Here is a 12,806-nt window from a genome sequence, read left to right as displayed (position 1 = left end):
GCTATCGGCCCGGGGTGGAGCTCCGTGCGGCAGCAAGCATTCCGGTTGTGATCTTCCGCACGTCCTCGCTGGTGCACACGTACGGCGGCATCGCGTAGATCAGGTTCCGGAACGGCCGCAACCAGACCCCGGCGGCCACCGCGGCGTCGGTGGCGGCACGCATGTCGACGGGTTCGGCGAGTTCGATCACGCCGATCGCGCCGAGCACCCGGACGTCCCGGACGCCGGGGAGTTCCCGGGCCGGTGCGAGTCCCGATTCGAGTTCGCGGCGCACGGCCTCGACCTCGCCTCGCCAGTCGCGCGACAGCAGGAGTTCGATCGACGCCACCGCGACGGCACAGGCGAGCGGGTTGGCCATGAACGTGGGACCGTGCATCAGTCCGCCGGCGTCCCCGGCGCTGATCGTCTCGGCGACGTCGGTGGAACAGAGCGTCGCCGCGAGGGTCATGTACCCGCCGGTGAGGGCCTTGCCGACGCACATGATGTCGGGTCGGGCGCCGGCGTGGTCCGCGGCGAACAGCTCGCCGGTGCGGCCGAAACCGGTCGCGATCTCGTCGAACACCAGCAGGAGCCCGTGCTCGTCGCAGATCCGCCGCAGCTCCGACAGGTACCGGGGGTCGTGGAAGCGCATGCCACCGGCGCCCTGCACCACCGGTTCCACGATGACGGCCGCCAGTTCGTCGGAGTGGGAGGCCACCAGACGCTCGAACTCTGCGACGTACCGCGGGTCGAACTCGCGGGGCGGGGGTCCGGCGAAGACCTGCCGTGCCAGGACGTCCGTCCACAGGGAGTGCATGCCGCCGTCCGGGTCGCAGACGCTCATCGGGGCGAACGTGTCGCCGTGATACCCGCCGCGCCAGGTGAGCAGCCGGTGTCGCTCCGGCCTGCCGCGACTGCGCCAGTACTGCAGGCACATCTTGACGGCGACCTCGACGGACACCGAACCGGAATCGGCGAGGAACACCTTGTCGAGTCCGTCCGGGGTGATCTCCACGAGCAGCTGGGCCAGTCGCGCGGCCGGTTCGTGGGTGAGCCCGCCGAACATCACGTGGCTCATCCGCCCGAGCTGCGCCGTCGCCGCCGCGTCGAGGACGGGATGCCGGTAGCCGTGGACCGCGGCCCACCACGAACTCATGCCGTCGACGAGTTCACGTCCGTCGGCGAGAGTGAGGCGCGTCCCGCTCGCCTCGGCCACCACGAGCGGGGTGGTCGAGGCGGGGAAGGCGCCGTACGGATGCCAGAGCAGCGAGGCATCGAGGGACGTGATGTCGTCGACGGACAGGCTCGGGGAGGTCACGGTCTCGACCCTAGCCACCCGAAGAAAACCGGGCCCACCCGGGTTGAACACCGTTCAAGTCGCGTATCGTGCCGGGGGTGAGTACCGACCGCACCTTCACCACCTGGCTCGACGACGTCGAGGACCAGCGGCGCGCCGCGGGACTGCGCCGCGAGTTGCGTCCACGCGCGCCGGGCAACGCGCTCATCGATCTGGCATCCAACGACTACCTCGGACTCGTACGGCACCCGGAGGTGCTGCACGGCGCGATGACCGCGCTGCGCCGCTGGGGTGCGGGGGCCACCGGCTCGCGTCTGGTCACGGGATCGACCACCGAACACGAACTGCTCGAGACGGAACTCGCCGAGTTCGTCGGCGCCGAGGCCGGGCTGGTGTTCTCCTCCGGTTACACCGCGAATCTCGGTGCCGTCACCGCACTGTCCGGCGCCGGATCGCTGATCGTCTCCGACGCGGGCAGCCACGCGTCGCTGGTCGACGCGTGCCGCCTGTCCCGGGCCCGCGTGGCCGTCGCACCGCACGCCGATCTCGACTTCGTCCGCAGCGCACTGGCCACCCGGACGGAGGAGCGGGCGCTGGTCGTCACCGATTCGGTGTTCAGCGCGGACGGTGATCTCGCACCCCTCGTCGACCTCCACCGGGTGTGCCGCGACCACGGGGCGTTCCTCGTCGTGGACGAGGCGCACGGCGTCGGAGTCCGCGGCGCAGGGGGCCGCGGACTCGTGCACGAGGTGGGGCTCGCCGGCGAACCCGACATCGTCGTCACGGCCACGCTGTCGAAGTCGCTGGCCAGTCAGGGCGGTGCGGTGCTGGCGTCGGAGAAGGTGCGTGCGCATCTCGTCGACGCCGCGCGCACGTTCATCTTCGACACCGGACTGGCCCCCGCGGCCGTCGGCGCGGCGCGGGCGGCACTCGCCGTTCTGCGGCGGGAACCGCACCGTGCCGAGTCCGTCCTGGACCGTGCGCGGGATCTCGCGCGGTTCACCGGAGCAGGGGCACCCGAGTCCGCCGTCGTCTCCGTGATCCTCGGCGACCCGCAACGCGCCGTCGACGCCGCAGCCGCCTGCCGCGAACAGGGACTGCACGTCGGCTGCTTCCGGCCCCCGTCGGTGCCGGAGGGCACGTCGCGTCTGCGGCTCACGGCGCGCGCGACGCTCGACGCGGACGAACTGGCGCGGATTGAAGCCGTGCTGACCGACGTCCTGGCGGGAGCGTCGGCGTGAGCATCCTGGTGGTCACCGGCACGTCGACGGATATCGGTAAGACGGTGGTCACGGCGGCGCTTGCGGCGGCTGCACGCGAGGCCGGCCTGTCCGTGGCGGTGTGCAAGCCCGCGCAGACCGGCGTCGCCCCGGGAGAACCGGGCGATCTGGCCGAGGTGACCCGACTGTCCGGCGTGACGACGGTGGTGGAGCTGGCCCGCTACCCCGAACCACTCGCCCCCGACACCGCGGCCCGGCGCAGCGGGCAGCCGATGCTGCGGTGCGCCGACGTCGTCGAGACGGTCCGCGCACTCGACGACCGGCACGATCTGGTGCTCGTCGAGGGTGCGGGCGGCCTGCTGGTGCGATTGGGCGCCGAGGGCTTCACGCTCGTCGATCTCGCGCGCGCCCTCGACGCACCGGCTGTCGTGGTCGCCGCGGCCGGGCTCGGCACGCTCAACCACACCGAGCTCACGATCCGGGCACTGTCGTCGGCCGGTCTCGCCTGCGCCGGAACGGTGATCGGGTCGTGGCCGGACGAGCCCGGGCTCGCCGAGCGGTGCAATCTCGACGACCTGCCGGCCGTGACCGGGGTCGACGTCGTCGGCTCGGTGCCCGCGGGCAGCGGACGCCTCGGCTCCGCGTCGTTCGGCGCGGCCGCCTCCACGTGGTTCGACGGCACCTGGCTGAAGGCGACGCTCGCGGGCCTCTGAGCTGGGGCGGTCAGGATTCGGCGAGCACCGACAGCACGTTGCCGGCGGGGTCGGTGAACCAGGCGATGTCGGGACCGTTGCCGCGCATGATTCCCTTGTCGTCCTGATCGAAACTGCCGTACCGCAGGAACCGTATCCCGCGCTCGGTGAGCGCGTCGACGGCCTTCTCGACGTCGTCGACGGCGAAGTTCAGGATGGTGAACGTCGCCGGCGTGTGGTCGGGTTTGGGATAGATCAGCACCACTGGCCCCTGGGGGAGGTGCAGGCCCAGCAGGCCCATCTCCTCTTCGGTGACCTCGAGGCCCAGGGCGTCGGTGTAGAAGGACTTGGCCGCGGCGATATCGTCGACGGCGAATCCGCTGAATGCTCTCGCATTGCTCAACATGGCTGTTCTCTTTCCGTGCTGTCGGTCAGGACATCTCGGCCCGCGCCTGCGCGCTGAGCTGGATGATCTGGACGTAGTTGCCGTCGGGGTCCACGGCGGTGCCGAACCAGCTGCCGTCACGATCCTCGAGCGGGGACAGCCACGTCGCGCCGAGTTCGTCGATCCGGTCTGCTGCGGCGCGGGCGGCGGTGACCTCGACGTTGAGGAGTACGCGTCCGGGTTCGGGATTCGTGTCGCCGACGTCGTCACGCCGGTCGAGCATGATGTAGAAGCCGTCGAAGTCGAGGACGTCGTAGCCCGGCTCGCCGGGGGTGCGTTCGACCTTCGGCGAGAACGCGGCGGTGTACCAGTCCCGTAGTCGGTCGGGCTGAGTGCTGGCGAGCAGGATGCTTCCGATCGTGGCGTCGGCCATGATGTCCTCCCGGTGGGTGTGCGTTGTCGGTGGTCCTGCAGATATGGACTCGGCCGCCCCGCGAAATTCATCGCCACGGAGTTTCCGAGGTTCCGAAAGCTGCACCGTCCCCTCCGAATGTCGGTAGTGTGATTCGTGTCACGGCTACATCCGGCTGGGTTGGGAGGGGTCACATGTCGACCTCCGAAATGCTCGAATTGAATCGCACCATCGACCGCCTTCGGCGCGCTGTCGGTTCGTTGCGATCGATGTACGGCGACGCCGCATCCGTGCGGCGACTGAGCAACGATCTGGAGCGGCTCGAGATCGACGCGCGGGACCTCGACTCCTCGCCACCGAACGTCGTCCACCGGGAACCGGTGGAGCGAATCAAGGTGTCGGACACCCCGTACGACGCGTCGATGTGGCTCGGTGTCGACGACGAGGGGCTGGGCGGGCTCCACTACGAGCGCGGATGAGCGCGCCGCCGAAGAATCCCGAAAGTGCCGGTGTGGGGGCGCCGACGCGTGCCCGGATCGCGGAACGCACGCTCCGCACCGACCGGTGGTGGCTCGCCCCGCTGCTGACGGTGCTCGGCCTGTCCGTCTTCGTGGTGTACGCATCGGTCCGGTCGTGGGTCCGCACCGCGTACTTCGTCGAGGACTATCACTACCTGACGCCGTTCTACTCGCCGTGCCTGAGCGATTCGTGTGTGCCCGGTTCGAGCGACTTCGGGACACCCATCGGCGAGTTGCCGATGATCATCCCGCTCGGGTTCCTGGTGCTGCCGTTCCTGCTCGGCTTCCGGCTCACCTGCTACTACTACCGCAAGGCCTATTACCGGTCGGTATGGTTCTCGCCGCCCGCGTGCGCGGTCGCGGAGCCCCATCGAACCTACACCGGTGAGACGCGCCTGCCGCTGATCGTCCAGAACGCACACCGCTACTTCTTCTACGTCGCACTCGTCGTCTCGCTGATCAACACGTACGACGCGATCCGCGCGTTCCACGGCGCCGACGGCGGATTCGGAATCGGGCTCGGCACACTCATCATGGTCTGCAACGTGATCCTGCTCTGGGCGTACACCGTCTCGTGCCATTCCTGTAGGCATGTCACCGGCGGCAGGCTCACCCACTTCTCCAAGCACCCGATCCGATACCGGCTCTGGACCTGGGTCAGCACACTGAACACCCGGCACATGCAGCTCGCCTGGACCACCCTCGCCACACTGATCGTCACCGACTTCTACGTGATGCTCGTGGCCAGCGGGACCATCTCCGACCTGCGCCTGATCAACTGACTTCACCGAAGAGGGAGTGGAATGACGGAAGTCGAACGGCACCAGTACGACGTCGTGGTCATCGGTGCCGGCGGCGCCGGACTGCGAGCGGTCATCGAGGCCCGGGAACAGGGCCTGTCCGTCGCCGTCGTCTGCAAGTCGCTGTTCGGCAAGGCGCACACGGTCATGGCGGAGGGTGGCTGCGCCGCCGCGATGGGAAACGCCAACGAGAAGGACACGTGGCAGACCCATTTCCAGGACACGATGCGGGGCGGCAAGTTCCTCAACAATTGGCGAATGGCCGAACTGCACGCCCGCGAGGCTCCCGACCGGGTATGGGAACTCGAAACGTACGGCGCCCTGTTCGACCGGACCCCCGACGGCCGGATCAGCCAGCGCAACTTCGGCGGTCACACGTATCCGCGGCTCGCCCACGTCGGTGACCGCACCGGACTCGAACTGATCCGCACCATGCAGCAGAAGATCGTGTCGCTGCAACAGGAAGATTTCGCCGCCACCGGCGACTACGAGGCCCGGATCAAGATCTTCGCCGAGTGCACCATCTCCGAGCTGACCAAGGACGGCGACCGGATCTCGGGTGCGTTCGGATACTGGCGCGAGAGTGGACGGTTCGTTCTGTTCGAGGCACCGGCCGTCGTGATGGCCACCGGCGGGATCGGCAAGTCGTTCAAGGTGACGTCGAACTCGTGGGAGTACACCGGCGACGGTCACGCCCTCGCCCTGCGCGCAGGCGCCAACCTCATCAACATGGAGTTCGTGCAGTTCCACCCCACCGGCATGGTGTGGCCGCCCAGCGTCAAGGGCATCCTCGTGACGGAAGGCGTCCGCGGCGACGGCGGGGTCCTGAAGAACTCCGAGGGTGAGCGGTTCATGTTCTCGTACATCCCGCCGGTCTTCAAAGGGCAGTACGCGGAGACCGAGGAAGAGGCCGACGGCTGGTACAAGGATTCCGACAACAACCGCCGCACACCGGATCTGCTGCCCCGCGACGAGGTGGCCCGCGCCATCAACTCCGAGGTCAAGGCCGGGCGGCAGACCCCGCACGGCGGCGTGTACCTCGACATCGCCTCGCGCATGCCCGCCGACGAGATCGTCCGGCGGCTGCCCTCGATGTACCACCAGTTCAAGGAACTCGCGGACGTCGACATCACCAAGGAGCAGATGGAGGTCGGGCCCACCTGCCATTACGTGATGGGGGGCATCGAGGTCGACCCCGACAGCGGGTCCTCCAGCGTCGCGGGTCTGTTCGCCGCGGGGGAGTGCTCGGGCGGGATGCACGGCTCCAACCGGCTCGGCGGCAACTCGCTGTCCGACCTCCTCGTGTTCGGGCGTCGCGCCGGACTGGGGGCGGCGGAGTACGTGAAGTCGCTGCAGGAGCGGCCGGTCGTCTCCGCGGACGCCGTCGATGCGGCGGCGCGGATGTTGTTGTCGCCGTTCGATCCCGCGGTCGGGGATGGCGGCACCACCGAGAACCCGTACACGCTCCACACCGAACTGCAGCAGACCATGAACGACCTCGTCGGCATCATCCGGAAGGAAGACGAGATCGTCCGTGCCCTGGAGAAACTCACGGAGATCAAGGGCCGCATCGGGGGCGTGGAGGTCGAGGGGCACCGCCAGTTCAACCCGGGATGGCACCTCGCCGTCGACCTGCGGAACATGGTGCTGGTCAGCGAATGCGTCGCGCAGGCGGCTCTGCTGCGCACGGAAAGTCGCGGTGGGCACACCCGCGACGACCACCCGAGCATGGAGGCCGAGTGGCGCAACACTCTGCTGGTGTGCAGCGTGGTCGGCGACATGTCCGCGCATCCCGATTCGGTGGTGCCGGACGTCACCGTCACCCGCGAGCCCCAGCTCCCGATGCGCGCAGAGCTGTTGGAGCTCTTCGACATCGACGAACTGGCCAAGTACTACACCGACGCCGAACTCGCGGAACACCCGGGAAGGAAGGCCTGAGATGGGTTACGACGCGCAGTTCCGGGTCTGGCGCGGCGACGCCGACGGCGGCGCACTCCAGGACTACTCCATTCCCGTCAATGAAGGTGAGGTGGTGCTCGACATCATCCACCGGTTGCAGGCGACGCAAACCCCGGACCTGGCGGTGCGATGGAACTGCAAGGCGGGCAAGTGCGGCTCGTGTTCCGCGGAGATCAACGGCCAGCCACGGCTGTTGTGCATGACGCGGATGTCGACGTTCACGGAAGACGAGGTGGTGACGGTCACACCGCTGCGGGCGTTCCCGGTCATCCGGGATCTCGTCACCGACGTGTCGTTCAACTACGCGAAGGCGCGGGAGATCCCGTCGTTCACCCCGCCGCCGGGGCTCGGGCCGGGCGAGTACCGGATGCAGCAGATCGACGTCGAACGGTCGCAGGAATTCCGCAAGTGCATCGAGTGCTTCCTCTGCCAGAACACCTGTCACGTCATCCGTGATCACGACGACAACAAGCCGGCGTTCTCCGGGCCCCGCTTCTTCATCCGCGTCGCCGAACTGGAGATGCATCCACTCGACACGGCCGACCGTCGTGAGGCGGCGCAGGAAGAGTTCGGCCTCGGGCTCTGTAACATCACCAAGTGCTGCACCGAGGTGTGCCCCGAAGGGATAAAGATCACCGACAACGCCATCATTCCGATGAAGGAGCGGGTGGTCGACCGACGGTACGACCCCATCGTCTGGTTGGGCAACAAGCTCTTTCGCCGCGGTTAGCGCCTCCGGCACCCGTGAGTACTTATTAACCGCGGGCGGTTGATAAGTACTCACGGGCGCGTCAGCGCACGGCGTGGAGGTTGCGGGCGGTGGGCGACTTCTCGACCGATTCGGGGTCGGGGTCGGTGCCCAGGATCCGGTCGGCGGTTCCCGAGGTGGTGACGGTGAACCAGTAGTGCTCGTTCTTGTAGTGGTGATGGCGATGGTTGCGCCAGATCGCGCGGTACAGGCGGGAGTTCGGCTTGTAGTCGCTGTGGATGAGGTAGTGCGTCCATTCGTAGAGGACACCCAGGACGCTCAGCACCGCCAGGAACGTCAGTCCGAGTCCGGTGCGCGGGAACGCGAGCAGTGAGACGGCTACGAGAACCGGGATCAGCCACATCAGTGTCTGCCACGGGATGAAGACGAGCGGTACGTCCCGGGGGTCGACGTGGTGCTCGCGGTGCTTCCGGGCGAGCAGTGAATCGACGGTCAGGCCCAGGACCTTTCGGGGCTTCCAGTGCAGGATGCAGACGTGGATGACCCATTCGGCGAACGGGAACACGGCCAGCATCACCAGCGGAAGCACGGCATCGGTCAGCTGCCAGTCGCCGACGATCAGGCGGGCGGCCACCGCGGCGACCAGCATGCCGCCGATCATCCACGGGGAGGGGTGGCGGCGGAACTGGTCTGCGGCGTCGCGGAGGGTGATCGACCTGCGCTGGCGGCGATCTGCGGGAGGTTTCGTGGTCATGTGTCCTTCTCCGAATCGTGTTGGTGCAGTGCGTCGATTACGGCGGTCACGGCCGCCGTGCCGAGGTCGAGGAGGGTGGTGGCGGTCTGGGCCGCGGCGACTTCGTCGTGGGCGGAGATCGCCTCCGCCAGCTGGGAGTACAGGTCGGTGCGGCCGACTTCCGCGACCATGACGGCGGCCATCGCCGTCATGGTCGGTTCGTACGCGTTGCGGAGGCTGTTGAAGATGAGCCGGAATGCGATGGAATCGGCCGTGTCGACCACGCGCTCCCAGAAGGCCAGGGCGCCGACCTGCTGCGCGACCGGGTCGCTGTCCGAGGCGAGACGATCCACGGCGACGCGGAGAGCGGCACCCGACTCGTCGGTCGCCCGGCCGGCGGCGAGCCGCGCGACCTGCACGCCGATCATCCGCCGGGCCTCGAGGACGCTGCGGACCACGGCCCAATCGGGTACGCCGTCGCGGACCAGCAGCTGGGACAGCAGTTCGGGCCCGCCGTGCTGCCGGAAGTCGCGCACCGAGGTGGCGTCGCCCTGCCGGACCTCGACGAGTCCGGCCTGGGCCAGCTTCTGGATCGCCTCCCGGACCGCGGGCCGGGACACCCCGAAGGCTTCGGCCAGACGTCGTTCGCTCGGCAGGGCGTCGCCGGCGGCGAGGTCGCCGCCCAGCACACGCGCGGTGATCTGGTCGAAGACTTCGGTGGAGGCGGATTTCCGCGCGATCGGCTCGAACATCATGACCACGACACTAAGGCGGCGATAGGTAAGAGGTCAAGTGGTCTTACCAGTGGCTCACGTGCCGAAAAGGCTCCGGACGAACGCACTGGTGTCGGGCAGGGACGCGGGCATGGTGTACAGATGGCCGGTCGGATACGTCCGGAACACGAACTGCTGCCCGTTCGCGGTGAGGTCGGCCGTGAGTTTCCAGGTGAGGGGGATGGGGACGACGTCGTCGAACAGTCCCTGTCCGATGAACAGCGGCCGGTCGTAGCCCCGCACGGGAACTCCCAGCGTGATGCGCAGCGCCGCCAGGACCGCCGGGTCGTCGAGGGGGCGGGACATCAACTGGCCGATCGAGATCCCGTCGAGTTGCGGGGCCGCCTCTTCGTAGCAGAGCGATTCGACGCGATTCAGGACGTCGACGCCGAGCGGTGTGAGGTAGCTGTCGATATCGAGGTCGGGCCGCGACGCACGCAATCCGGCGAGCGCGTACGCCACGAACACCGTGCTCCCGGTCAGGGGGAGCTGTGGGAATCCGGGGCCGACGAGCGGTGCGAGGTTCTCCAGATTGGACGGGGCGCCGGTGGCGACGGTGCCGCGGAAGTCGAGGTCGGGTGCGTACGTGGTGGCCATCGAGGCGGCGACGAGAGCGGCGTGACCGCCCTGCGATTGGCCGATTGCGACCCACCGGTTCGACAGGGACGGCGTGACGGTCCGCGCCGCGCGCACCATGTCGATCACGCTGTGCGCCTCCGTCGGGCCGTCCAGGTACGGGTGCACACCGGGTGTGCCGAGGCCGACGTAATCCGTTGCGACGACGGCGTAGCCCTGGTCGAGCCAGTGCTGGACGTACGGTCCGACGAGTTTTCCCGTCACCGTCGGCGCGCACTTGTCGGCGATGCCGACCGTTCCGTGGGCCCAGGACACGACGGGCCACCCGCCGGGCGGCGCCTCACCGGGGGGCAGTAGGACCGCGCCGGTGCTGAGCGCGGGTTCGTTCATCGGCCCCGTCGTCCAGTAGGTGACGTACGTGGCGTCGGCGACGCCCGGAGGCCGCGCGTCCGGCGCCACCGGCGTCGCGACGACGACGGCACCCGGATCGCCGCCCGCAGTCTGTGCTGCCGCCGGGGTGGGCGCGCCGAGGAGCGACAGTGCGAGTGCCGCCGCGAGAACCGTTCCGGTGCGGCGGCCGAGCGAAGACGTCATCGCGTCCGTCCCTGGGCCGTCGGAGGCGCCGCGCGGTCCTCGAGTGGCCGACGCGGCGTCGACTCAATTGTGCGCGCTCAGGGGCGGTGGGCGGAGTCTTTCAGTCGTGCGCGAATTCCGTCGACGAACAGCGACAGGCCGAAGTCGAACCGGACCGCGGGATCGCCGGCGAGGAGATCCTCGTCGTACGCCGCGATCGGGGACTGCGGGGCGTCGGGGGAGAGGGCCGCCCGGGTGAGGGCGCCGGCCGACTCCATCTGCGCCCGCGACTGCTCGTCGACCGTGTGGCCGAGGACGTAGTATAGCAGCGAGTAGGACGACAGTTCCGCGTGTTCGCGGGACAGTCCGGATCGCAGACCGACTGCGGCGAAGCTTTCCCGGACCCGGGAGTTGGTCATGCGGGACGCATACGTGGCGGAGACCAGTTCGGCGCCGTCGCGGTGGGCGAGCAGTGCGGTGCGGAGCCGGTGGGCCAGTTCGGTGAACTCCGCGTCCCAGCCGGGGGCCGTGACCGGTGCGTCGACGTCTTCGAGGATCTTGTCGGCGAGGGCCCCGAGCAGGGTCTGCTTGTTGGGGAAATGCCAGTACAGCGCACCCGGCTGCACGCCGAGGGCCGTCGCGAGTCTGCGCATCGTGAGGTCGGCGAGGCCGAACTCGTCGAGGATGGCCATTGCGCCGTCGAGTACGTCGCCGCGTCGCAACTGCACTGTGTGATCTCCCAATCTTGTCGAAAGCCCGCTTCGGCTTTGACAGTATTCCACCACGGATCTAACGTGAACACCGTTCAACTTGTACGGTGTTCAATTTTTCGGTCCAGTCGATTCACAGCACGTGATCGGCCCCGTTTTCCAGGAGATACGTGTGACATCGGCCCCGGTACAGACAGATATCCTCGCCCTCGCGCGTGAGCAGGTTCTCGAGCGCGGTGACGCGCTGAACGAGAGTCAGGTGCTCGAGGTTCTGCAACTTCCCGACGACCGGCTCGAGGAACTGCTCGCCCTCGCGCACGACGTGCGCATGAAGTGGTGCGGTCCCGAGGTCGAGGTCGAGGGCATCATCAGTCTCAAGACCGGCGGCTGCCCCGAGGACTGCCACTTCTGCTCGCAGTCCGGCCTGTTCCAGTCGCCGGTCCGCGCGGCGTGGCTCGACATCCCGTCGCTCGTGGAGGCCGCGAAGCAGACCGCCAAGTCCGGCGCCAGCGAATTCTGCATCGTCGCCGCCGTCCGCGGCCCCGACGAGCGGCTGCTCGCCCAGGTCGCTGCCGGCATCGAGGCGATCCGCAACGAGGTCGACATCCAGATCGCCTGCTCGCTGGGCATGCTCACCCAGGAGCAGGTCGACCAGCTCGCCGCGATGGGTGTGCACCGCTACAACCACAACCTGGAGACGTCGAAGTCCCACTTCCCGAACGTCGTCACCACCCACACGTGGGACGAGCGCTGGAACACCCTCCGCATGGTGCGCGAAGCGGGCATGGAGGTGTGCTGCGGCGGCATCCTCGGCATGGGCGAGAGCCTCGAGCAGCGCGCCGAGTTCGCGGCCAACCTGGCCGAACTCGAACCCGACGAGGTGCCGCTGAACTTCCTCAACCCGCGTCCCGGAACCCCGTTCGGCGACCTCGAGGTCCTGCCCGCGAGCGAGGCCCTCAAGTCGGTCGCCGCGTTCCGCCTCGCGCTGCCCCGCACCATCCTCCGCTTCGCAGGCGGTCGCGAGATCACGCTCGGGGACCTCGGAGCCAAGCAGGGCATCCTCGGCGGCATCAACGCCGTCATCGTCGGCAACTACCTCACGACCCTCGGCCGCCCGGCCGAACAGGACCTCGACCTGCTCGTCGATCTGCAGATGCCGATCAAGGCCCTGAACGACACCCTGTGACGATCCGGGCAGAGGCGACCATGGGCGACCGCCCCGAGGATCGGGTCGACCGCCCCGAGGATCGGGTCGACGGCACCGAGGAGCGCTACAACCCGTACACCGGCCGCCGCGTGGTGGCCGGTGTGGACGACGCGGTCCCCACCGCCGCGCAGCTGGGGCTTGAGCCGCCCCGCTTCTGCGAGGCGTGCGGCCGCCGGATGGTGGTGCAGATCAGCCCGGACGGCTGGTGGGCGAAATGTTCCCGCCACGGTGTGTTCGACTCGATCTACGGCGGACGGCGGTAG

Annotated in this window: 15 protein-coding genes; 8 read left to right on the top strand and 7 right to left on the bottom strand. The window is 68.5% G+C overall.

The window, feature by feature from the left end:
• Position 1: 1 nt before the first annotated feature.
• A complete protein-coding gene (locus G9373_RS14910; protein WP_054248060.1) occupies positions 2 to 1,297 on the bottom strand; it encodes an adenosylmethionine--8-amino-7-oxononanoate transaminase in 1,296 nt (431 codons plus the stop codon).
• A 77-nt stretch (positions 1,298 to 1,374) separates the two neighbouring features.
• Here G9373_RS14910 and G9373_RS14905 point away from each other — a divergent pair, with 77 nt between their 5' ends.
• Positions 1,375 to 2,517, top strand: a complete 1,143-nt coding sequence (locus G9373_RS14905) for an 8-amino-7-oxononanoate synthase (RefSeq protein ID WP_005563010.1) — start codon at positions 1,375 to 1,377, stop codon at positions 2,515 to 2,517.
• Positions 2,514 to 3,209 carry a dethiobiotin synthase gene (gene bioD / locus G9373_RS14900; protein WP_167115602.1) on the top strand — a complete coding sequence of 232 codons (696 nt, stop codon included), beginning with the start codon at positions 2,514 to 2,516 and terminating at the stop codon, positions 3,207 to 3,209. Before G9373_RS14905 ends, bioD begins: the two co-directional genes overlap by 4 nt.
• 10 nt (positions 3,210 to 3,219) lie before the next feature.
• On the opposite strand, the gene G9373_RS14895 is transcribed toward bioD, so the two are convergent.
• The gene (locus tag G9373_RS14895) at positions 3,220 to 3,594 is read right to left on the bottom strand and encodes a VOC family protein (protein ID WP_167115599.1); all 375 of its coding nucleotides are present in this window, start codon (positions 3,592 to 3,594) and stop codon (positions 3,220 to 3,222) included.
• A gap of 25 nt (positions 3,595 to 3,619) precedes the next feature.
• Positions 3,620 to 4,006: a VOC family protein gene (locus tag G9373_RS14890; protein ID WP_167115596.1), complete on the bottom strand. Its 387-nt coding sequence runs from the start codon at positions 4,004 to 4,006 to the stop codon at positions 3,620 to 3,622.
• A 173-nt stretch (positions 4,007 to 4,179) separates the two neighbouring features.
• Between G9373_RS14890 and G9373_RS14885 the strand changes: the two genes are divergently transcribed.
• From G9373_RS14885 to G9373_RS14870, 4 genes are read left to right on the top strand one after another with little or no spacing between them, the layout of a single operon-like run.
• Positions 4,180 to 4,464 carry a hypothetical protein gene (locus G9373_RS14885; RefSeq protein WP_005247567.1) on the top strand — a complete coding sequence of 95 codons (285 nt, stop codon included), beginning with the start codon at positions 4,180 to 4,182 and terminating at the stop codon, positions 4,462 to 4,464.
• Entirely contained in the window at positions 4,461 to 5,285 is an 825-nt protein-coding gene (locus G9373_RS14880) for a hypothetical protein (RefSeq protein WP_005260277.1), read from the top strand. The genes G9373_RS14885 and G9373_RS14880 overlap by 4 nt, the downstream gene beginning before the upstream one ends.
• Positions 5,286 to 5,306: 21 nt before the next feature.
• Complete coding sequence (locus tag G9373_RS14875) at positions 5,307 to 7,241, top strand: fumarate reductase/succinate dehydrogenase flavoprotein subunit (protein ID WP_120660706.1); 1,935 nt, start codon at positions 5,307 to 5,309, stop codon at positions 7,239 to 7,241.
• Between the two features lies 1 nt (position 7,242).
• A complete protein-coding gene (locus G9373_RS14870; protein WP_005247561.1) occupies positions 7,243 to 7,992 on the top strand; it encodes a succinate dehydrogenase/fumarate reductase iron-sulfur subunit in 750 nt (249 codons plus the stop codon).
• A gap of 61 nt (positions 7,993 to 8,053) precedes the next feature.
• Here G9373_RS14870 and G9373_RS14865 read toward each other — a convergent pair whose 3' ends face one another.
• The 4 genes from G9373_RS14865 to G9373_RS14850 form a co-directional block, all read right to left on the bottom strand.
• Positions 8,054 to 8,725 (bottom strand): sterol desaturase family protein, encoded by a 672-nt coding sequence (locus tag G9373_RS14865; RefSeq protein ID WP_133984425.1) that lies wholly within the window; start codon positions 8,723 to 8,725, stop codon positions 8,054 to 8,056.
• Complete coding sequence (locus tag G9373_RS14860; RefSeq protein WP_007297412.1) at positions 8,722 to 9,459, bottom strand: GntR family transcriptional regulator; 738 nt, start codon at positions 9,457 to 9,459, stop codon at positions 8,722 to 8,724. The genes G9373_RS14865 and G9373_RS14860 overlap by 4 nt, the downstream gene beginning before the upstream one ends.
• A gap of 54 nt (positions 9,460 to 9,513) precedes the next feature.
• Positions 9,514 to 10,647, bottom strand: coding sequence for a lipase family protein (locus G9373_RS14855; protein WP_005568727.1), 1,134 nt, complete (start codon positions 10,645 to 10,647; stop codon positions 9,514 to 9,516).
• 77 nt (positions 10,648 to 10,724) lie between these two features.
• Entirely contained in the window at positions 10,725 to 11,354 is a 630-nt protein-coding gene (locus G9373_RS14850) for a TetR/AcrR family transcriptional regulator C-terminal domain-containing protein (RefSeq protein WP_005568724.1), read from the bottom strand.
• A 154-nt stretch (positions 11,355 to 11,508) separates the two neighbouring features.
• Here G9373_RS14850 and bioB point away from each other — a divergent pair, with 154 nt between their 5' ends.
• The gene (gene bioB, locus G9373_RS14845; protein ID WP_005260291.1) at positions 11,509 to 12,522 is read left to right on the top strand and encodes a biotin synthase BioB; all 1,014 of its coding nucleotides are present in this window, start codon (positions 11,509 to 11,511) and stop codon (positions 12,520 to 12,522) included.
• Positions 12,519 to 12,806, top strand: a complete 288-nt coding sequence (locus G9373_RS14840) for a hypothetical protein (protein WP_005568723.1) — start codon at positions 12,519 to 12,521, stop codon at positions 12,804 to 12,806. Before bioB ends, G9373_RS14840 begins: the two co-directional genes overlap by 4 nt.

The sequence above is a fragment of the Rhodococcus sp. A14 genome (genome assembly GCF_011603105.1).
Taxonomy (GTDB): domain Bacteria; phylum Actinomycetota; class Actinomycetes; order Mycobacteriales; family Mycobacteriaceae; genus Rhodococcus_F; species Rhodococcus_F opacus.
The sequence above is the reverse complement of the archived record's forward strand: the minus strand, read 5'-3'. Positions and strand labels throughout refer to the sequence as shown.